The organism is Streptomyces thermovulgaris (assembly GCF_002155915.1).
In the GTDB taxonomy this organism is placed as follows: Bacteria; Actinomycetota; Actinomycetes; order Streptomycetales; family Streptomycetaceae; genus Streptomyces; species Streptomyces thermovulgaris.
Genome location: NZ_MUME01000001.1, coordinates 1 through 21,194, shown reverse-complemented (window position 1 = coordinate 21,194; position 21,194 = coordinate 1). Strand labels below are relative to the sequence as shown.

Here is a 21,194-nt window from a genome sequence, read left to right as displayed (position 1 = left end):
GACGGAGACGGGGGGCGGCAGGGGGGATGAGGCGTCGAGCACGACGGCCTCCGCGGGGCGAGGGGTCGGGATCGGGCGCTGGGCGTCCGCGGAGTGCCTGGTGTCGGAATGCCCGGTTCCCGAATGCCCGGGGCCGGAACGCCCGGTTCCCGGATGTCCGGGGCCGGGGCGTCCGGTTCCCGGGTGTCCGGGGGCCGGGTGTCCGGCACCGGGGCGCGCCGCCGCGCGGTGGGAGGACGGGGAGTGGGGGGTCCGTGCGGTCGCCGTGGCGGCCCTGTCCGGGGTGTGCGCACGCACGGGGGCGCCCTCGGCACGGGAGGAGGCGCCCTCGGCACGGGAGGGGACGGAGCCGGCGGGCGGGGCCCCGGTGCCGTTCGGGACGGCCGGGGACCTGGAGGTGGTGACGAGATCCAGGGCGTCGGAGCGGGCCGCCGTGTCCGGGCGGCCGGGACCGGCGGGGACGCGCACGCCGTCCGGGGCGGCGGCCGGGTGCGGGCCGGCCGGCCGTGGGGCGGATGCCCCGCCGCCCGCCGCACGGGCTCCGTTCCCGGCGGGAGCCGCGGCGGCGCTCGCCCTCGGGTGCGAGGCGTGCGGCGTGCCGTTCCCCGGCGCGGAGCCGGACGCCCGGGCGGGACCTGCGGGGACGGGCGCTTCCTTCGGGGCTCCCGCGGTCGCCGCCCTGGTGTCCCCGATCGCCGCTCCGCTGTCCTCCGTGCGCGCGGCGGCCGTCGTGTGCGCCGCGGGGCCGGCGGCCGGTACGGCCGTGGCGGCCTGCCGCCGGCCGGCGGTCACCGGCACCGCCCGGGCCCGCGGCTCGTCGGCCGCCGGGTTCGCGTCCGAGGGCACCGCCCCGGCACCAGGACCCATGTCACCGACCTCGTCCGCGAGTTGGTGAATGAGGATGCCGTGGCGGAACGCGGTCTCCCCGATGTCGGCGCACGTACTGCCGTAGACCGACAGCCGGTTGCCGTCCTCGCACACGACCTCCACGGAGCGGCGGGCGGTGCGGGCCTCCTTGGTCAGCAGGGCTCCGAGCCGGGCGGCGTGCGGACTGCGGACGGCGACCCGGGGACGCAGACGGTTGCGGGCGAAGTCCGCGGCCTCCTGGTCGGCGACGATCCTGCCCTTGTCGAGGGTGACGACGCGGTCGGCGGTGCGTGCCGCCTCCTTGGGGTCGGCCGTGGTGAACAGGACCGTACCGCCCCGGGTGGCGTGGGCCCGCAGCATGCCGTGCAGCCAACGGCCTTCCCGCGCGGACAGTCCGTCGGCCGGGGCGTCGAGCACCAGTGTGTGCGGATCGGCCAGCAGGGCGCAGGCCAGCCCCAGCCGGCGGTCCACCCCCCGTGACAGCGTGCCCAGGCGCTCCTCCCGGAGGCTGACGAGCCCGACGGCCTCGAGGACTTCGTCGGCGCGCCGGGCGGGAAGCCCCACGGCGGCGCACAGCATCCGCAGATGACCGCGGACCGTGCGCGAGGGGTGCCCCGGGACGTCCCCGAGGAGGACGCCGACCTCGCGTGCGGGATGGGGGATGCGGTGCAGCGGACGGCCCTTGAAATAGGTGATGCCACGGCCCGGTTGGAGCTCGAGCATGAGCCTGAGCGTCGTCGTCTTGCCCGCGCCCGCCGCCCCGAGAAGCGCGGTGACGCGGCCGGGGTGCGCTTCGAAGGAGACGTCGTCGACAGCGGGCGGAAGGTCCTTACGGGAATCGCTGGTCAATCCGAAGGCCTGGATCACCCGCAGCAAGATAGCGCGCTATGTCCGTTTTATTAGGCATTGATCCGCTCTTGTGGCTTCTTCGGCCCGGCGCACACGGAGATCCGCCGGGCCGGGGTCAGACTTCCGGGCGCAGCATCGGCGGGTTGAGCAGGGTGGCCCCGCCGGCCCGGAACAACTGGGCGGGCCGGCCGCCCTGGCGAGTGGTCGTGCCCCCGGTCGGCACCAGGAAGCCCGGCGTACCGGTCACCTTGCGGTGGAAGTTGCGCGGATCGAGGGCCACTCCCCACACCGCCTCGTAGACACGGCGCAGTTCTCCGACCGTGAACTCCGGCGGGCAGAACGCGGTGGCCAGCGACGAGTATTCGATCTTCGAACGGGCTCGCTCGACTCCGTCCGCGAGGATCTGGGCGTGGTCGAAGGCGAGCGGTGCCACCGGCTCTCCGTCACGGCCGTAGCCGCCCTGCTGCAGCAGTTCGTCCACGGGCACCCAACGGGCGTTGCCGGCGTCGCCGCCCGCCCGGGGCGCGGGCAGATCGGGGGCGAGGACCAGGTGGGCGACGCTGACGACCCTCATGCGGGGGTCACGCTTGGGGTCGCCGTAGGTCGCGAGCTGCTCCAGGTGCGCACCGTTGTCCTGGGCCGGGGCCAGCGGGTCGTGGACGCGCAGTCCGGTCTCCTCGGCCAGTTCCCGCGCCGCCGCCTGCGCCAGGTCCTCGTCGGCCCGCACAAAACCTCCGGGCAGTGCCCACCGTCCCTGGAACGGGGGCTCTGCCCTGCGTACCGTCAGCGCGCACAGGGAGTGACGGCGCACGGTCAGCACGACCAGGTCCACGGTGACGGCGAAAGGTGGAAAGGCTGACGGGTCGTAGGGCATGCCGCGATCATAGTCGTCTTCCTGACGATAAACACTCCCTTCTTCACCGGCCTCCCTCATGACCTCCCGCGTCGCCGCCCTCGCCGCCTGCCTCGTTTCCGCTCGCACAGGCGGCCGGCCGCACCGGTTCAGCCGCTTCGCGGGGACTCTCCGGTGGACTCCGGCGGCGCCGGGAAGCGGGCAAGGGCGTGTTCCCGCGGGCGTCACCGGCCGGACAGGAGTCACCGCCCGGGCGGGAGTCCGTTCACCCGTGTCCTCCGGGGCCGTCGCTGCTCGCACCGGTGTTCGGCCGGCCGGTGTCCCGGCGGCGCGGGCCGTCCTGTGCGCACGGACCGCTCCGTGCCGGGGTGCGTGCACGGGCGCGGCCCGGCGCCCCGGCAGGGTCCGGGCGTGTGCCGCCGCCCCGCGAGGCCGCCGGACGCGTCCTGTCCGGGGCCGGTCCGTCCGGCCGCGTCCGGCGCCGGCGGCGGGGCACGGGGCCCGGATCCGTCCGCGCACGGGTCTCCTCGGCTCCGGCTGCTCCGGCCGTCCTGCAGGACACGGGGACGTCCGCACCGGCCGGCTCCTCCTCGGGTTCGGCGGCTTCCGCCGTCCCGCGGCCGCCGCCGCTTCCGGCCCCGCCCCTCGCGCCCGTGCGTTCCCGGCGCTCCGCGCGCAGACAGCGCCGGACGGTTTCGGGGTCCAGTCCCTCGTTGCAGGCATGGTGCAGAAGGCGGGCGAAGAGGTAGTCGGGGTCCGCGCCCAGTGCCATGGCCAGGGCTTCCCGGGCCTCCAGCTCGTCCCCCGCCGACCAGGCCACCCAGCCCGCGAGCGCCAGCGGCGCCGCCGCGTACTCGCCGTACGGGCCGACGCAGCGGCGGGCGAGGGCCCGCCACAGCCGCAGCGCCGGCCCCGTCTCGTCTCCTTCCATCCACTCCGCCGCGCGGTCGCGTGTCGTACGGTCCTGCAGGCCGAGGATCAGCGCCGCGGCCTCCTCGTGCCCGAGCAGCCGGTCGTCACGGAGGTCGGCGCGGACGGGGTCGGGATCGAAGGGCGCCTCGGCGAACCGGCGCATCACGCGCTCGGCGAGCTCCAGGGTCTCCTCGGCCACCACCGCACGGCCCGCCTCGTCGAGGATCCTGGGCATCAGGGACAGTCCGGCGGCGTCCAGGGCGATCTCCTGCTCCAGCGCCGCGGGGGTCTCCCAGGGAAGCAGTCTGGCCCTCAGCTCCTTCAGACTGCCCCGCACCCGGATGCCGGCGTAGGCGGCCGCGGCGGCCAGTACGGAGGTGCCGGGAAGCCCCATGGGCTGCCCCTCCTCGGGGCAGCAGCTCTCGGTCGGGCAGCAGTACGACCAGAAACGGCCGCCGGAGATGCAGAGCGCTTCGATCACGGGCACGTCGAGGCGGCCGCATTCCGTGCGCAGTCTCTGGGCCAGCGGCTCCAGCCGCCGCTTGACCTGTCCCGGTGTCTCCCCCGCCGCCGGCTCCTGGCAGACGAAGGCCACCATCTGTTCGGGCTTGGCGCCCCTGCGCTCGCTTCCCGTGATCAGATCGTGGGCCAGCCGACGGGCCGCGGCCGGCCAGTCGTCGCTGCTGGGAGGAATGCCGAGCCTGGCTCTTCCGCCGAACCTGCCGCGCCCGCCGTGATCGTGCAGTGCGACCAGGACGATGCTGTCCTCGGGCCGGTACCCGAGCAGATACGGCAGGGCGTCGGCCAGCTCGGCCGGAGTGCGCAGGGTGACCTGGTGTTCGGGGCCGGGTCCGGCAGGGGCGATGTCGCCCCCGAAGGGGCCGGCCGTTTCGCTGTGATGCGTCATGTGTCGACGATCTCGCGGAATGCAAAAGTCCGCTTGACCCTGTGGACAACTCCGGGCAGGGACACATCAACCCTGCCGAAAATCCGTTCGCACCCTCCTTCGATCAGGTTTCGATCGGGCTTCGATCGGGCGACCGGAGCTCCCGGTCCTCCTGCAAAGCCCTCGGCCCGTCCCCCCGTGCGGAGACCCCGCCCCCCCGGCGCGGACCTCAGCCCGTCCCATGCGCGGACCTCAGCCCGTCGCGGCCAGGACCAGGGGAAGGACCCGTTCGCTGCCCGCCCGGCGCAGCAGGCGGGCGGCGACCGCGAGGGTCCAGCCGGAGTCCGTGTAGTCGTCCACGAGCAGAACGGGACCGGGAGTGCGGGCCAGCGCACCGGCCAGGTCCCCGGAGACGGCGAGGGCGCCGGACAGCGCCCGGAGGCGCTGGGCTGAGTTGCTGCGGCGCGCCACGTGCTCGCCGCCCGCCCCGGTGTACGTCAAGGTCCCCAGGAAGGGCAGGCGTCCGGCGGTCGCGATGCCCCGGGCGAGGGAACCGACCAGTCGCGGGCGGGACAGGGACGGCACGGCGACGACGCCCACGGGCCGGGCCGCGGCATCCGGGCCGTGCGGCGCCCAGCCGTCCGGGGAGCGCGCCCAGTCGGCGAGGACCTCCACCGCGGCCCGCAGCACGTCGTCGGGAACCGGCCCGTCGGGTGCGTTCTCGGCCAGCAGCGGGCGCAGCCGGTTGCCCCAGCCGATGTCCGAGAGCCGCCCCAGGGCACGCCCGGTGGAGCACTGCTCCCCGGCCGGGATGCGTCCCTTGAGGTCGACGCCCAGGGCGGGCATCCCCGTCGGCCACATCCGGCGCGGCTCGATCTCCACTCCCGGGCGGTCCAGTTCCTTCACCGCCCCCGCCAGCGTCTCCGCCGGAACGGAGGCGTCGGCCCAGGGCCCCGCGCAGTTGTCGCACCGGCCGCACGGGGCCGCTTCCTCGTCGTCCAGCTGCCGGCGCAGGAACTCCATCCGGCACTGCGCCGTGCTCGCGTACGCGCGCATGGCCTGCTGTTCGGCCTCCCGCTGCCGGGCGACCCGGGCGTACCGCTCGGCGTCGTAGACCCACTCCTGGCCGGTGGAGATCCAGCCGCCCTTGACCCGTTTCACCGCGCCGTCGACGTCCAGCACCTTCAGCATCGTCTCCAGCCGGCTGCGCCTGAGGTCGACCAGGGCCTCCAGGGCCGGCACGGACAGGGGCCGTCCGGCGTCCGCGAGGGCCGAGAGGGTCTGGCGGACCTGTTCCTCGGGCGGGAAGGCGGTGTCGGCGAAGTAGCGCCAGACGGCTTCGTCCTCCTTGCCCGGCAGCAGCAGGACGTCGGCGCGGTCCACCCCGCGGCCCGCGCGCCCCACCTGCTGGTAGTAGGCGATCGGCGAGGGCGGCGAGCCGAGGTGGACCACGAAGCCCAGGTCCGGCTTGTCGAAGCCCATGCCGAGCGCCGAGGTGGCGACCAGCGCCTTGACCCGGTTCTCCAGCAGGTCGGCCTCGGCCTGCAGCCGGTCGGCGTTCTCCGTGCGTCCCGTGTAGGAGGCCACCGTGAAGCCGCGCTGCCGCAGGAAGGCGGTGGTCTCCTCGGCGGCGGCGACGGTGAGGGTGTAGACGATGCCGGAGCCCGGCAGCTCGTCCAGGTGTTCGGCGAGCCAGGCCAGGCGGTGCGCGGCGTCGGGCAGCCGGAGCACGCCCAGCCGCAGGCTCTCCCGTTCCAGCGGGCCGCGCAGCACCAGGGTCTCGCCGGCGCCGGTGCCCAACTGCTCGGCCACGTCCGCGGTGACCCGCGCGTTGGCGGTCGCCGTGGTGGCCAGCACCGGGACGCCCGGGGCGAGCCCGGCCAGCATCGCCCGCAGCCGGCGGTAGTCGGGCCGGAAGTCGTGGCCCCAGTCGGAGATGCAGTGCGCCTCGTCGACCACCAGCAGACCGGTCGTGGCCGTGAGCTCGGGCAGCACCCGCTCGCGGAAGTCCACCGCGTTGAGACGCTCCGGACTCACCAGGAGGACGTCGACCCCACCGCGGGAGATCTCCTCGTGGACGGCGTCCCACTCCTCGGGGTTGGCGGAGTTGATGGTGCGCGCCCGGATGCCGGCCCGTGCCGCCGACTCGACCTGGTTGCGCATCAGCGCCAGCAGCGGCGAGACGATCACCGTGGGGCCGAAGCCGCGCCGGCGCAGCAGGGCGGTGGCGACGAAGTACACCGCCGACTTGCCCCAGCCGGTGCGCTGCACCACCAGGGCCCGTCGGCGCTCCTTCACCAGGGCCGCCACCGCCCGCCACTGGTCCTCGCGCAGCCGTGCCGTGCCTCCCGGCTCACCGACGAGTTCGGCGAGAACGGCGTCGGCCTCGGCACGCAGTTCCGGATCGTCCATGCCCCCATGCAACCCGATGGCACGGGCAGCAGGCCACTCAACGGACAGCCGGCCGCCCAACGGACAGCCGGCCGCTCAAGGCCCCCTCGTCCGCGCCGGGCCGGGCGGGGGCCAGGAGTCGTGCGGCGGTGCGGTGGGTAGGGATGGCAGTGAGGAGTGATACAAGCCGCGGGCCCCCCGATGAGGGCCGGTGCCTCCCCGCGCTCGTTGCCGCATCCACGTTCGACAGGAAGAATTGAAGCCCGCTCCCCGCGCGGCCCGACCATGATCCGGCAGGGCTCTCCTGCGGTGTGTGCGTCCCCGAACCCGACCATGCCGCAGTGTGGGCGCGTTGCCGAAGGGAGGAATGTGTCCTTCGGATTCGCTCCGTCCTCGGCGGCATCGTTGTCGACGTCCGTCGCCTCCGCCCCTCGCGTGCTCGAGCCCGCGCAGTGGGCCGCCGCGGGCATCCCACTGCTGCGCAACCCCCGCGAGGTCGTCAGCGGACTGCACGCCCGGCACCGGCCCACGCCGTCCACCGCGGTGATCGCGGTCCTCGACCCGGACGACCGGCTGCGGGCGAGCGCGTCGTTCACCCGCGGATCGGCGCCCGCCGACGGCTGGATGCTCCGCAACGCCCTGCTCGCCCAGCTGCGCCGGGTCGTCCCGCACGATCTGCGGCGCCGCACTCCGGTGCGCACCGCCGTACTGCTCTACTGCCGTGACGGGGACACGCGCTGGACCGAGGAGGACGGTGCGTGGATGTGGGGTCTGCGCGACGCCTGCACCCTGCACGGCCTGCGCTGCGGGGCGTACATCACGCTGACCCGGGACGGCTGGCAGGTCCTCGGTGAGGGCCGCGGAGGCCGTCGGCCGAACCTGGACTCGGCGCCCGAGCCCTTCGGCACGGCCGGGTCACCGCCCCCGCCGCCGCGCACCGGAGGGGGGTCCTCCGAGGTGCTGCGCCGGGCGGTGGCCCGCTGACGCGGCCGGCAGCTTCCCCGGCATGCCGGCGCGGGCTCAAGCGCCCGTGTTCAGCACCGAGTTGATCTGCTTCGGGTCGCCGCAGACGATCAGCAGCGCACCGGCCCGGGAGTGGGCCTGGGACAGCGCCGTGGCGACGACGCCGTCGGTGCCGCCGTTGAGGGCGACCACGACCACGGGACGGGACGCGACACGCGAGAGCACGGCGGCGTCCGCGTAGAAGACGTCGTCGCGCGCATCGTGCTGCGCCCAGTAGGACGCCTCGCCGAAGGACAGCTCGTGCGCGGCCCATGGGTGCGGCTCACCGGTGGTGATCACCAGCACGTCGCCGGGGGCACGACCCGACTCCAGGAGCAGGTCGACCGCTTCCTCGGCGGCGTCGAGCGCCCCCTGGACGGAGGCCGGGATCAGCTGGATCTGCGGGGTCGCCGCAGGAGCAGCGGGCCCGGGCTTGGCCGTGGTTCCCTCCCGCGAGGTGCGTTGCGCCGGCGGCGCGGGCCGCGCGGGGCCGGGACGGCCGGGGCGCGACGGAGCCACGGGACGGGGACCGGGGACGGGACGAGGGGTCGGCGCGGTACGGCCGGTGGCCGGAGTAGCGCGGGGACCCTGGGCACTCTCGTGAATCTGAGGCTCCTCGGGAATGAGAGGCATGGGCTGATTTTTATCAAACGTTGGTGCGGCTCGCGTGGGCGGGTGCCCCGTCGGGCGGGCGGAACGGTCAGAAGTCGAAGCCGAGCTGGCCCTCGACCTCCCGTGTGGCTCCGCCCCCTGCGACGCGCACCTTCTTGAGATGCCGCCACTGGGGCAGCGCATCAAGGTACGCCCACGACAACCGGTGGTGCGGGGTGGGTCCCCGCTTCTCCAGCGCGGCCTTGTGCACGGGCGAGGGGTATCCGGCGTTGGCCTCGAAACCAAAGTCTGCATGGTCGACGGCCAGTTCGGCCATCACATTGTCGCGATGGACCTTGGCGATCACCGAAGCCGCCGCGACGGCCACGCACGACCGGTCGCCCTTGACCACCGTACGGACCCTCCAGGGGGCGCCGAGGTAGTCGTGCTTGCCGTCGAGGATGACGGCGTCCGGACGGACCGGCAGTCCCTCCAGCGCGCGCACCGCCGCAAGCCTCAGCGAGGCCGTCATCCCCAGGTCGTCGATCTCCTGCGGGGAGGCGTGCCCGAGGGCGTACGCGGTCACCCACTGACGCAGCTCCGCGGCGAGTTCGGCGCGTTGCCGGGCGGTGAGCAGCTTGGAGTCGGTGAGCCCCGCAGGGGGTCGGCGCAGTCCGGTGATCGCCGCACAGACGGTGACGGGACCGGCCCATGCGCCGCGCCCCACCTCGTCGACACCGGCAACGATCTTCGCTCCGGTCGTGGCTCTCAGGGAGCGCTCGACGGTGTGGGTGGGTGGTTCGTACGGCATGGCGCCCATAGCGTACGCTGCCCCGATCCGGCCACGACACCCTGGTCGTGCAAGTGCCCTGCCCACCACATCGGTGCCGGTACCCCGGAGGGGACCGTTCAGTCGTTCCGCCCGGTGATCTCGTACGGTTCCGGCTCCCGCCAGCGGTCGAACGGGCGGTCCAGCGTGTACTTGCCGTCGTCGCCGAGGAGGAGCATCCGCATCTCGGCGTTCCCCGGATTCGCCAGCGACTCGAACTCCGCGACGGTCCAGTGGAACCAGCGCATGCAGAACAGCCGCATCGCCAGACCGTGGGTCACCAGCAGCACATTGGGCGGATGGTCGGGTTCCTCGAAGCTGCGGAACAGGCTCTCCAGGAAGTTGCCGACCCGGTCGTAGACGTCGGCCCCGGACTCGCCCTGGGCGAAGCGGTAGAAGAAGTGCCCGTAGGCGTCCCGGTAGGCCTTCTGGAGGAGCACGTCGTCGCGGTCCTGCCAGTTGCCCCAGTCCTGCTCGCGCAGCCGCGGCTCCTCGCGCACCCGTATCAGGTCCGGGTCCAGCCGGAAGGCCTGGAGGGTCTCCAGGGTGCGGCGGTAGGGGGAGACGTACACGCTCACGCGTTCCCGCCCGAACAGCTTCCGCAGTCTCCTGCCCGTCTCCTCGGCCTGCCGCCGGCCCCGCTCGGTCAGCGCGAGCGCGTGGTCGGGCACGCGTTCGTACACGGAGTCGTCGACATTGCCCGTCGACTCCCCGTGCCGGACGAGGACGATGCGCCGTGGTCGTGCCATGCCCAAGACAGTAGATCGCGCACGGCACGGCCGAGGAGCCGAGGTGGTCCCGTGCCGCGCGGGTCACACCGTCCACGCGCTCTCGAGCTCCACGATGTCGCCCGTGAGCGCCGCGACGTCGGCCTCCGTCTGGGCGCGCAGTGCCAGGCGTTCCACGCGCTCGGGACGGTACTTGCCGTGCTCGGCGGAGGACTGCCACATCGACAGCACCAGGAACTCGTTGCCCGGGGCCTCGCCGAACAGTCCGCGGACCATGCCGGGCGAGCCGGCCATCGCCGGGTTCCACACCTTCTCCTGCATCAGGACGAAGTGCTCGGCGCGTTCCTCGTGCACCCGGCAGAGGGCCACACGCAGCACGTCGGCGTCCGTGAAGCGCGGCTCGAATCCCGTCTTGATGTCGAACCGGTGGTCGAACAGCCGGACCTGGGCGTCCTTGAACGTCCCTGCCTGAGCCGCGGCCAGCCGGTCGTGGGAACGGGCCATGAAGGAGTCGTAGAAGGCACGGCTCTCCCAGAAGGAGAAGATGTGCGCCACTTCCGGCCGCCCTCGGCTCCACCCGCCGCCCTGCCCCCGGAACCCGGGTTCTCCCAGAAGCCCCGCCCACTTCCGCTGTCCCCGCTCGAAGCCCCGGCGGTCCACCACAGTGCAGCGAATCCACTTGACCAGCACCGCGCCATGGTAAGGCCCAGAAGCGCGGCGTCGGCCACGCTCATGGGGGCAGCGCCCGCGCAAGCGTCCCCGCGAGCGTGGCACGTTGGACAACAGGCTTTTGGGTAAGGAGAGTTGAGGCAGGAAGGTGCACGAGTCCGGGGAAGGGGGAGTTCCATGAGCGGACTCAGCAAGGGGATCCGCAAGGCGGAGGTCGCGCTCAAGTGGGATCCGAGTCCGGCGGGGCAGCCCCCCACCGACCTGGATCTCGTCGCCGGGGTCTACCCGGCGGACGACCCGTACGGCGACCCGGCGTACGTGGTGCACTTCGACAGCCGCTCCCCCGACGGCACCATCCACCTCGACCGGGACAGCAGGGACGGCCTGGGCTTCGGGTGGGACGAAGTCATGAGGCTGGAACTCGAGCGGCTCGACGCCCGGTACGCGCGCGTAGTGGTCGGCGTCGTCATCCAGCAGCGTCCCGCACGCCGTGCCTTCGCCGACGTTCTCAGGCCGGGACTGCGCATCCGCGAGGGCTACACCGTTCTCGCCGAGGACGATTTCGCCGGTGTGTCCGGCGCGACGGCCGCCGTCGTCGCGGAGTTCGCGCGGGACGACTCGGGCAGCTGGGAGTTCCGCCCCGGTCTGCGCGGCTTCGACGGCGACGCGGAGACCTTCCTTCGCACGATGGGCCGCGCACGTCCCTCGTGACCGCCGCAGAGGGCCGTGGCCGGTACGAAAAGCCGTGGCCCGAACGGGAAAGGGGGCGCCGGTCCGAAACCGGCGCCCCTTCGCCTCACGGTGCCTCTGGGGCCTCAGGACGTCCCCGCCGCCCGGTCAGCTGCAGCCGCTGGTCGAGCCGCAGCCCTCGCAGATGTAGCAGGAGCCGGCCCGCTGCATCTTGGTGCCGCAGGAGAAGCACAGCGGGGCGTCGGCCTGGATGCCCAGCTGCATCTCCACCAGCTCCGCGTTGGTGTGCGCCTGCTTCGGGGCGGGCTTGGCCGCTCCGCCCTCGGCCTTCGGCGTGGCGACCGCCTTCGGGTCGGGCTGCACCGGCGCCGACTGGGCCAGGCCCTCGACGTCGACGTCCTCGTCGATCGGCTCGTAGGAGCCGGTCTCCAGGTGGCGCTGACGCTCCTCGGCGGAGTGGATGCCGAGCGCGGAGCGCGTCTCGAAGGGCAGGAAGTCCAGCGCCAGGCGGCGGAAGATGTAGTCGACGATCGACTGCGCCATCCGCACGTCCGGGTCGTCGGTCATGCCGGCCGGCTCGAAGCGCATGTTCGTGAACTTCGAGACGTACGTCTCCAGCGGCACGCCGTACTGCAGACCCACCGACACGGCGATCGAGAAGGCGTCCATCATGCCCGCGAGGGTCGAGCCCTGCTTGGACATCTTCAGGAAGACCTCGCCCAGACCGTCGTCCGGGTAGGTGTTGGCGGTCATGTAGCCCTCGGCGCCGCCGACGGTGAAGGAGGTGGTGATCCCCGGCCGGCCCTTGGGCAGCCGCCTGCGGACCGGGCGGTACTCGACGACCTTCTCGGTCCTGGTCCCGGAGGCCTCCTCGGCCTTCTTGGCGGAGTCCTTCTTCTTGGCGGAGAGCGGCTGGCCGACCTTGCAGTTGTCGCGGTAGATGGCCAGCGCCTTGATGCCCATCTTCCACGCCTGGAAGTAGATCTCCTCGACGTCCTCGACGGTGGCCGACTCCGGCATGTTGACCGTCTTGGAGATGGCACCGGAGATCCACGGCTGGATCGCGGCCATCATGCGGACGTGGCCCATCGGGGAGATGGCGCGCTCGCCCATGGCGCAGTCGAACACCTCGTAGTGCTCCTGCTTGAGCCCGGGGGCGTCGATCACATTGCCGTGCTCGGCGATGTGGGCGACGATCGCCTCGATCTGCTCCTCCTGGTAGCCCAGGCGGCGCAGGGCCTGCGGAACGGTGCCGTTGACGATCTGCATCGAACCGCCGCCGACCAGCTTCTTGAACTTGACCAGCGCCAGGTCGGGCTCGACACCGGTGGTGTCGCAGCCCATGGCCAGGCCGATGGTGCCGGTCGGTGCGAGCACCGACGCCTGGGAGTTGCGGAAGCCGTTCTTCTCGCCGAGGCGCAGCACCTCGTCCCAGGCCTTGGTGGCGGCCTCCCACACCGGGGTGTCCAGGTCGTCCATGCGGACGGCCTCGGCGTTGGCGTCGGCGTGCTGCCGCATCACCCGCATGTGGGGCTCGGCGTTGAGGGCGTAGCCGTCGTACGGGCCGACGACGGCGGCGAGTTCGGCGGAGCGCTTGTAGGCGGTGCCGGTCATCAGGGAGGTGATGGCACCGGCGAGGGCTCGGCCGCCGTCGGAGTCGTAGGCGTGCCCCGTCGCCATCAGCAGGGCGCCGAGGTTGGCGTAGCCGATGCCGAGCTGGCGGAACGCACGCGTGTTCTCGGCGATCTTCTGCGTCGGGAAGTCCGCGAAGCAGATGGAGATGTCCATCGCGGTGATGACCAGCTCGACGACCTTGATGAAGCGGTCGATGTCGAAGGACTGGTTGCCCTTGCCGTCATCGTTCAGGAACTTCATCAGGTTCAGCGAGGCGAGGTTGCAGGACGTGTTGTCCAGGTGCATGTACTCGCTGCAGGGGTTCGAGCCGTTGATGCGGCCGGACTCCGGGCAGGTGTGCCAGTGGTTGATGGTGTCGTCGTACTGGATGCCCGGGTCGGCGCAGGCCCAGGCGGCCTCGGCCATCTTGCGGAACAGGGCCTTGGCGTCGACCTCCTCGATGACCTCGCCGGTCAGCCGTGCGCGCAGGCCGAACTTCCCGCCCTCCTCGACCGCCCGCATGAACTCGTCGTTCACACGGACCGAGTTGTTGGCGTTCTGGTACTGGACGGAGGTGATGTCCTCGCCGCCGAGGTCCATGTCGAAGCCCGCGTCGCGCAGGGCGCGGATCTTCTCCTCCTCCTTGACCTTGGTCTCGATGAAGTCCTCGATGTCCGGGTGGTCGACGTCGAGGATGACCATCTTGGCCGCGCGGCGGGTGGCGCCACCGGACTTGATGGTGCCGGCGGAGGCGTCGGCACCGCGCATGAAGGAGACGGGCCCGGAGGCGTTGCCGCCGGAGGAGAGCAGCTCCTTGGAGGAGCGGATGCGGGAGAGGTTCAGGCCGGCCCCGGAGCCGCCCTTGAAGATCATGCCCTCTTCCTTGTACCAGTCGAGGATCGACTCCATGGAGTCCTCGACGGACAGGATGAAGCAGGCGGAGACCTGCTGGGGCTGGTTGGTGCCCACGTTGAACCAGACAGGGCTGTTGAAGCTGAAGATCTGGTGCAGCAGGGCGTAGGTGAGCTCGTGCTCGAAGATCTCGGCGTCGGCGGGCGAGGCGAAGTACTTGTGCTCCTCGCCGGCCTTCCGGTAGGTCTTCACGATGCGGTCGATCAGCTGCTTGAGGCTGGTCTCGCGCTGCGGGGTGCCGACGGCGCCGCGGAAGTACTTGCTGGTGACGATGTTGACCGCGTTCACCGACCAGAAGTCGGGGAACTCGACACCGCGCTGCTCGAAGTTGACCGACCCGTCGCGCCAGTTGGTCATGACGACGTCACGGCGCTCCCAGACCACCTCGTCGTACGGGTGTACGCCGGGGGTGGTGTGGATGCGCTCGATACGCAGCCCCTTGCCGGCCTTGGCGCCCTTGGCTCGGGAACCTCGTGCCGAGCCACTCGCCGTCTCTGTCATGCCGCCTCCCTGTACAGGCGAAAACGCCCCGAAGTACCCCTTTTGTTCCAGGGGCACAGTGTTCTGTCCGAATGACCGCGGGCACCCTCGCTGCCGCCCGCGACTGATCTTGATCACCGCCGCCGAGCCGGGCCCCGGACACGACCGTCCGGCCCGGTCCGCCGATCAGCCGGCGGTGTCCGCGGGTGCCGGGACCTCGGCCGTCCCTTCGCGCCCGCAGTCGCCCTTCTGGCTTCCCGCGCCCGTGCCGCCGCCCTCCGCGGCGGAGTGCCCCGCCCCTTCCCTGAGTTCGGCGATGGCGGCCTCGAAGTCCTCGAGAGAGTCGAACGCCTGGTAGACGGACGCAAACCGCAGATAGGCGACGAGGTCGAGTTCCCGCAGGGGACCGAGTATGGCGAGCCCCACCTCATGGGCGGCCACCTCGGCACTGCCGCTGGCGCGCACCGCCTCCTCGACCCGCTGGCCGAGCTGGGCGAGCGCGTCCTCGGTGACAGGCCGTCCCTGGCATGCCTTGCGCACACCGTTGATGACCTTGGTGCGGCTGAACGGTTCGGTGACCCCGGACCGCTTGACCACCATGAGCGAGCACGTCTCCACGGTCGTGAACCGACGGGAGCAGTCAGGGCACTGACGGCGCCTGCGGATGGACGTGCCGTCGTCCGTCGTACGACTGTCAACCACACGGCTGTCGGGATGCCTGCAGAAGGGGCAGTGCATGGACTCCAACCCTCCTCACAGCAGACTCAACAGCCTCGCCGACCTCAGAGGCCCCGCGAAGCAGCCCCCAGCATAGGCCATGATCGGCGGGCCCAAGACCCGGGGACCACAACCTGTGGGCCGCTGTATCCATCCAACCACTAGATGTGGGGATCGGCTCCCCGAACACAAGGATTCACACACGCGACGGGGAAACACATGTGCCCCGCCCTTCCGCCCCGCCTCCGGAAACACGCCGGTGCGCAGCCGTGACGCCGAAGCACGTACGGGGGATACGGTGGGCGCCGCACGAGGGACGCGCGGGGACGCGCAAGGGCGCGCGGGACACGCACGAGCACGCAGTGGCGCGGGACCGCCGGGCGGGCGGGCACCGGCGCACGGCCGACGGGACGCCGGACGGGAGCGACGGCCCGCGAGGCCGCCGTCCCGGCCGTGAAGAGTACAGCAGCCGCCTCCCCCTTCCCGCCCTCCGGGTGGCACGGGGCCATACACCCAGTCACATGATCAATTCAGGTACTTCACGTTTTTTCACTCGAACGTGTGTTTGGCGCAACCTTTCGAAAGCAACTACCGTTGTGCCGGAGGGAGACCATCGAGAGGGGCCGCCGTGACCACCACCGCAGACAGTGCCACCATCACCGCCCAGGACCGCTCCCAGGGGCGACACGAGCCAATGCGTGCGAGGAACGAAGCCACGAACCCCGAGGGACCCAAGCGCTCCCTGCCGGGCCGCCCTCCAGGCATCCGAGCGGACAGCTCGGGCCTCACCGAGCGCCAGCGCCGGGTGATCGAGGTCATCCGGGACTCCGTGCAGCGGCGCGGCTACCCGCCGTCGATGCGGGAGATCGGGCAGGCCGTGGGCCTCTCCAGCACCTCCTCGGTCGCACACCAGCTGATGGCGCTCGAACGCAAGGGCTTCCTGCGCCGCGACCCGCACCGCCCGCGCGCCTACGAGGTGCGCGGCGCGGACCAGACCGCCTCACTGCAGTCGACGGAGACGGTGGGCAAGCCCGCCGCGTCCTACGTCCCGCTGATCGGCCGGATCGCCGCCGGCGGGCCGATCCTCGCCGAGGAGTCCGTCGAGGACGTCTTCCCTCTCCCCCGGCAGCTCGTCGGCGACGGTGAGCTGTTCGTCCTGAAGGTCGTCGGGGACTCCATGGTCGAGGCCGCGATCTGCGACGGCGACTGGGTCACCGTCCGCCGTCAGCAGGTCGCCGAGAACGGCGACATCGTGGCCGCGATGATCGACGGCGAGGCCACCGTCAAGCGCTTCAAGCGCGAGGACGGCCACGTCTGGCTCCTTCCGCACAACGCGGCCTACGAGCCCATTCCGGGCGACAACGCGACCATCCTCGGCAAGGTGGTCGCAGTGCTGCGGCGCGTATGACCACCATCGCGGCGGACGGGCCATGCCCACCCGCCCCCTGATCGGGCCCCGGGACCCCTGCGCCGGTTCCGGGGCCCTGTGCTGTACGGCCTCATCCGGCAAGTGCCGTGCCGGACCGTGCCGCAGACCGCGGGACGGCCCGGCACGGTGCCGGCCGCCCCGCGGTCGCCGGTCATGCGCCCTCGGTCTGCTTGGCCGCCGCGTCGATGGCGGCCAGCGACCTGCGGACCTGATTGCGGTCCGTGGTGTACCAGAAGTCGGGCATCGAGGCCTTCAGATAACTGCCGTACCGGGCCGTCTCCAGCCGCGGATCCAGCACGGCGACCACGCCCCGGTCCCCCGCGGCCCGTACGAGCCGCCCGGCACCCTGTGCCATCAGCAGCGCCGCATGGGTGGCGGCCACCGCCATGAAGCCGTTGCCGCCGGCTTCCTCGACGGCCTTCTGGCGCGCGCTCATCAGCGGGTCGTCCGGACGCGGGAACGGAATCTTGTCCATGACCACGAGCTGGCAGCTGGGCCCGGGAACGTCGACGCCCTGCCAGAGGGACAGCGTGCCGAACAGACAGGTCCGCGGGTCCGCCGCGAAGTTCTTGATCAGCTCGCCCAGCGTGTCCTCGCCCTGGAGCAGGATCGGGAACTCGGGGATGCGGACGCGCAGTTCCTCCGCGGCGAGCTGGGCGGCCCGCATGGAGGAGAACAGCCCGAGCGTACGGCCGCCCGCCGCCTGGACGAGCTCCGTCAGCTCGTCCAGCATGTCCGCCCGGTCGCCGTCCCGCGCGGGACGCGCCAGGTGCTTGGCGACGTACAGGATGCCCTGCTTGCGGTAGTTGTACGGCGAGCCGACGTCGATGCCCCTCCAGCGCGGTGCGTCGTCGCCCTCCGTGCCCTCCGGGGCCAGGCCGAGGGAGGCTCCGACCCCGTTGAAGTCGCCGCCGAGCTTGAGGGTGGCGGAGGTCAGGACGACGGACCGGTTCTCGAAGAGCTTCTCGCGCAGCAGCCCGGACACCGACAGGGGCGCGACGCGCAGGGAGGCGCCGAAGCGGTCGTGGCGCTCGTACCAGACGACGTCCCACTCGGAGCCGTTGCTGATGCGCTCGGCCACGCTGTGCACGTTCTCCACGGAGGCCAGCGCCTGCTTGCGGACGGCGTCCTCGTCCGGGACGGAGGTGTCACGGGTCGCACCGAGCGCCGAGATGACGTTCCGGGAGGCGTCCCGCAACGCCAGCAGCACATAGCCGAGGTCCTCGGGAATCTCCTCCAGCCGGCCGGGCAGGGCGAGCTCCATCAGCCGTTCGAAGCCCTCGGCGGCGGTCTGCAACTGGTCGGCGACCTTCTCGTCGACCAGCTTCGCGGCGCGGCGCACCGCGCGGTTGACCTGACCGGGCGTGAGCTCGCCGGTGGCCACGCCCGTCACCCGGGAGACCAGTTCATGGGCCTCGTCGACGATGAGCACCTCGTGCTGCGGAAGGACCGGTGCGCCCTCGATGGCGTCGATCGCGAGAAGGGCGTGGTTGGTGACGACGACATCGGAGAGCTTGGCGCGTTCACGGGCCATCTCGGCGAAGCACTCGGCGCCGTAGGGGCACTTCGAGGCGCCCAGGCACTCCCGGGAGGAGACCGACACCTGCGCCCAGGCCCGGTCGGACACTCCGGGGGTGAGGTCGTCGCGGTCGCCGGACTCGGTCTCGTCGGCCCAGTCGCGCAGCCGCAGCAGGTCCTGGCCCAGTTTGCTGCTGGGTGCCGCCGCCTCGAACTGGTCGAAGAGTCCCTCTTCCTCGTCCTGCGGCATGCCCTCGTACAGGCGGTGCAGGCACAGGTAGTTCGACCGGCCCTTGAGCATCGCGTACTCCGGGCGGCGGCGCAGCAGCGGGTGCAGGGCCTCGACCGTGCGCGGCAGGTCGCGCTCCACGAGCTGGCGCTGCAGGGCGAGGGTGGCGGTGGCCACCACCACTCTCTCCCCGTGGGCGAGCGCGGGCACGAGGTACCCGAGGGACTTTCCGGTGCCGGTGCCGGCCTGGACCAGCAGATGCGAGCCGTCGTCGATCGCTTCCGCGACGGCTTGGGCCATGGCCACCTGGCCGGGGCGCTCCGTGCCGCCGACGGCTGTGACGGCGGCATGCAGGAGTTCGGGGAGGGAGGGCTTCGTCATAGCCCGACCACCCTACGGCCCGCCGCCGACAGCCGGGCGATCAAGGCCGGAATCCGGGACCCGGAATGTCCCGGTCCGCCATGGGGGCACCTCATGGGTCACAGCACGTCGCGCAGCGACCGGTCCCGGATCATGAGGGCGGCCCGCTTGGCGGGCAGGTCGACCTCGGCGGCGAACCGGAAACCGGCGCTCAGAAAGGCGGCCACGCAGGGCTCGTTGCGCAGATCGGGTTCCGCCACGACACGGAAGCAGGCGGGGCGCCGGTCGAGCACCAGGTCGGCCACGGCTCTGAGCAGGGTTCTGCCGAGCCCCCGTCCGCGGTCGGCGACACTGCCGATCAGAAGGTGGAGGCCGGTGTCGTGCGGCCGGGCCGGGTAGTGGCGGGCCAGCGGATCGAGGTCGGCCCGGTAGATCTCCCAGTAGCTCATCGGCCTGCCCTCCAGCAGACCGAGGCAGGGCACACTGCGTCCGTCGCCCTCGAGTTGCGCGCGCAGATGGGCCTCGGTGACGCTCCGCTCCCCCGCGAGCCGCCAGAACTTCGCGACGGCGGGGTCGTTCATCCAGCGGCTGATCACCGGCAGGTCCCGTTCGATCCGGACCGGGAGCAGTTCGAAGGAACCGGCGGGTGTGGTGACGGGGCCCCAGCCGCCGATGCCGTCGAGCAGGTCGGTCCCGGTGCCGGTGTCGGTGCCGGCGGTCTCCGTGAGGAACGTGCCGAAGTCGTCGGGCAGTTTCAGGTCGAGCGTGTCCTCCCCGTCGGTGCCTGTCTCGGCCGGCCGGGAGCCGGCGGCAGTGGCGTCGGCGGTGACGTCGGTGGTGGAGAGGTGCCCCGTGGTGGCGCCGGCGTCGGTGGAAGGCATGGCCCACTCCTCTCGGAAGACGGGTCCGCGAAGGACGGGAGTCGGTGTGCGGGTCACGGATGCAGGGGGTTGGCGATGGTGACGTAGACGGACTGGGTGTCGACCGGACCGACGAGTTCGTCGAGGCCGTGCAGCCGGGTCAGCAGGTTGGCCTTGCAGCGCAGGACCGGGGAGTCCAGCAGCCGGGCCGGCAGGGTGGACCGGGTGCGTGCGGGCCCGGTGGCGGCGCTGCCGAGGAAGCGGCGGAAGGCGGCCAGCAGCAGCCGTTCGTCGGCGAGCCGCCCGGAGCCGAAGGCGCCGATGAGGCCGAAGACGTTGTTGACGGCGAGGTAGTAGGCGAAGCGTTCGTCGGCGACGTCGTCGGGGACGAAGGTGTCGCTGCGTTCGCCGATGCCGGGCAGCCGGGCGTCGAGTTCCGCGTGCCGGGAGGCACGGAAGTAGTAGCCCTGGTTGTCGCGGTAGCGGCCGCCCGCGGGCCAGCCGTCGGCGTCCAGCAGGAGGAGCGTGTTCTGCTGGTGGGCCTCCAGGGCGATGCCCGCCTCCCCGTCCAGCCACAGCACGGGGCGGACCACCTGCTCGAGATAGCGCAGGAACCACTCGGCGGAGACGGCTTCCAGGGAGCGTCCGGTGCGGACGGCGAGGTGCGCGACGATCTCGGCCAGCCGGGAGCGCATGGCCACGGCCTCGCCGGTGCGGGGGTACGGCCGGGGCGCCACGAGCGAGGCGACGCAGGAGACGTCGTCGGACGGGCCGAACGGGTTGTGCCGGATCATCACGTCCAGTCCGGGCACGGGGGCGCCGTCCTGGTCGTCGACGGCCAGCCAGGCCGGGTCGCGGACGATGTCGAAGCCGGGGTGCGCCGCGCGCCACTGCCGGGCGAGGCCGCCGCGCAGCAGACGGTGCACCTCGACACCGCGGTGCAGTTCCTTGCGGAGGTTCTCGCGGCGGGAGTTGGTGATGCACAGGCCGAGCGACAGCTTGAGCATGGCGACGGCGCCGGTGCGGTGGACGGTGCGCACGGAGGAGGTGGGGTGCCAGGCGGGGCCGTGGGGGCCCAGGTCGCGAAGGAGTCCCGCGTCCAGCAGTGCCGCCGTGTCCGCGCGGTGCCGCACCTCCCGCGCCTGCCACGGGTGCAGCGGCAGGGCGGCGTGTCCGTCGGGCAGGGGCAGTCCCGCGCCGGCGAGCCGGGCCGTGAGCCGTTCGGCGGGGACGGGCCGGCCGCGCTCGGTCCAGGCGGAGTCGGTGGCGAGGACGCGGGGGGCCACCGCCATCCAGTGCAGCGGGAAGGATCCCCGCAGTTCGGGTGAGCAGAGGCGGACCTCGGCGTCCGACAGGCCCTCACGGCTCTTCGGGGCCGGGTGCAGCGGGTGTCCGAGCAGCAGGGCCTGTTCCGCGGAGAGGAAGAGGTCGGGTCCGTCCTCGGGGCGGCGCCGGCGGTCCTCGAGGAAGAGGGCGGTGCGGCGGACGGAGTCGGCGACCCGGGCGACGAGGTCGACGGTGCCGGGGCCGGCGGGTGTCTCCCGGGCGAGCAGGGCGGCGACCGTGACGGCGTCGGCCGGCCCGGCGTCCCGCGGGGCACCGGCCAGGCGCGGGGGGCCGAAGCGGTGCCAGCCCGTCGGGGACCAGTGGCGGACCGGAACGATCAGGGCCGTCCCGCTGGCCGGGAGCGGGATGACGAGAGGGCCGTCGCCGGGGTCCGATGTGCCGGTCTCGCGCACCCAGCAGCGCAGGAGGTTCTCCACGGCCGCGGCCTGGGCGGCGATGTGGGGGTCGGGGTGTTCCAGGGG

Annotated in this window: 16 protein-coding genes; 3 read left to right on the top strand and 13 right to left on the bottom strand. The window is 72.5% G+C overall.

Going from position 1 to position 21,194, the window contains the following annotated elements; genetic code table 11:
* The 4 genes from CCN35_RS29050 to CCN35_RS00065 all read right to left on the bottom strand — a co-directional run.
* Positions 1–1,734, bottom strand: a 1,734-nt coding sequence (locus CCN35_RS29050; protein WP_245862935.1) for an ABC transporter ATP-binding protein, incomplete at its 3' end; no start/stop codon positions are given.
* A 97-nt stretch (positions 1,735–1,831) separates the two neighbouring features.
* Positions 1,832–2,590 carry an NUDIX hydrolase gene (locus CCN35_RS00075; RefSeq protein ID WP_067393302.1) on the bottom strand — a complete coding sequence of 253 codons (759 nt, stop codon included), beginning with the start codon at positions 2,588–2,590 and terminating at the stop codon, positions 1,832–1,834.
* A gap of 244 nt (positions 2,591–2,834) precedes the next feature.
* A complete protein-coding gene (locus CCN35_RS00070; RefSeq protein ID WP_067393305.1) occupies positions 2,835–4,388 on the bottom strand; it encodes a DUF4192 domain-containing protein in 1,554 nt (517 codons plus the stop codon).
* A 231-nt stretch (positions 4,389–4,619) separates the two neighbouring features.
* Positions 4,620–6,779, bottom strand: a complete 2,160-nt coding sequence (locus CCN35_RS00065; protein WP_067393308.1) for a RecQ family ATP-dependent DNA helicase — start codon at positions 6,777–6,779, stop codon at positions 4,620–4,622.
* A gap of 348 nt (positions 6,780–7,127) precedes the next feature.
* Here CCN35_RS00065 and CCN35_RS00060 point away from each other — a divergent pair, with 348 nt between their 5' ends.
* Positions 7,128–7,742 (top strand): hypothetical protein, encoded by a 615-nt coding sequence (locus tag CCN35_RS00060; RefSeq protein ID WP_086791037.1) that lies wholly within the window; start codon positions 7,128–7,130, stop codon positions 7,740–7,742.
* A 36-nt stretch (positions 7,743–7,778) separates the two neighbouring features.
* Here CCN35_RS00060 and CCN35_RS00055 read toward each other — a convergent pair whose 3' ends face one another.
* The 4 genes from CCN35_RS00055 to CCN35_RS00040 form a co-directional block, all read right to left on the bottom strand.
* On the bottom strand, positions 7,779–8,393 hold the full coding sequence (locus CCN35_RS00055) for a hypothetical protein (RefSeq protein WP_086791035.1): 615 nt from the start codon (positions 8,391–8,393) through the stop codon (positions 7,779–7,781).
* Positions 8,394–8,460: 67 nt separating this feature from the next.
* Positions 8,461–9,162, bottom strand: coding sequence for a ribonuclease HII (locus CCN35_RS00050; protein ID WP_067393495.1), 702 nt, complete (start codon positions 9,160–9,162; stop codon positions 8,461–8,463).
* A gap of 98 nt (positions 9,163–9,260) precedes the next feature.
* Positions 9,261–9,929 carry a histidine phosphatase family protein gene (locus CCN35_RS00045; RefSeq protein ID WP_067393318.1) on the bottom strand — a complete coding sequence of 223 codons (669 nt, stop codon included), beginning with the start codon at positions 9,927–9,929 and terminating at the stop codon, positions 9,261–9,263.
* A 63-nt stretch (positions 9,930–9,992) separates the two neighbouring features.
* Positions 9,993–10,598, bottom strand: a complete 606-nt coding sequence (locus CCN35_RS00040) for a YdbC family protein (protein ID WP_067393323.1) — start codon at positions 10,596–10,598, stop codon at positions 9,993–9,995.
* Positions 10,599–10,712: 114 nt separating this feature from the next.
* Between CCN35_RS00040 and CCN35_RS00035 the strand changes: the two genes are divergently transcribed.
* Entirely contained in the window at positions 10,713–11,288 is a 576-nt protein-coding gene (locus CCN35_RS00035) for a TerD family protein (protein ID WP_268877196.1), read from the top strand.
* Positions 11,289–11,414: 126 nt separating this feature from the next.
* On the opposite strand, the gene CCN35_RS00030 is transcribed toward CCN35_RS00035, so the two are convergent.
* Entirely contained in the window at positions 11,415–14,294 is a 2,880-nt protein-coding gene (locus CCN35_RS00030) for a vitamin B12-dependent ribonucleotide reductase (RefSeq protein ID WP_067393331.1), read from the bottom strand.
* Positions 14,295–14,459: 165 nt separating this feature from the next.
* On the bottom strand, positions 14,460–15,011 hold the full coding sequence (gene nrdR / locus CCN35_RS00025) for a transcriptional regulator NrdR (protein ID WP_086791033.1): 552 nt from the start codon (positions 15,009–15,011) through the stop codon (positions 14,460–14,462).
* 607 nt (positions 15,012–15,618) lie between these two features.
* On the opposite strand from nrdR, the gene lexA reads away from it, so the two are divergent.
* Complete coding sequence (lexA, locus tag CCN35_RS00020) at positions 15,619–16,398, top strand: transcriptional repressor LexA (protein ID WP_067393337.1); 780 nt, start codon at positions 15,619–15,621, stop codon at positions 16,396–16,398.
* 172 nt (positions 16,399–16,570) lie between these two features.
* Here lexA and CCN35_RS00015 read toward each other — a convergent pair whose 3' ends face one another.
* From CCN35_RS00015 to CCN35_RS00005, 3 genes are all read right to left on the bottom strand, one after another.
* Entirely contained in the window at positions 16,571–18,547 is a 1,977-nt protein-coding gene (locus tag CCN35_RS00015; protein WP_086791031.1) for an ATP-dependent DNA helicase, read from the bottom strand.
* A 98-nt stretch (positions 18,548–18,645) separates the two neighbouring features.
* Positions 18,646–19,407, bottom strand: coding sequence for a GNAT family N-acetyltransferase (locus CCN35_RS00010; protein WP_086791029.1), 762 nt, complete (start codon positions 19,405–19,407; stop codon positions 18,646–18,648).
* 53 nt (positions 19,408–19,460) lie between these two features.
* Positions 19,461–21,194, bottom strand: a 1,734-nt coding sequence (locus tag CCN35_RS00005) for an IucA/IucC family protein (RefSeq protein ID WP_107501019.1), incomplete at its 5' end; no start/stop codon positions are given.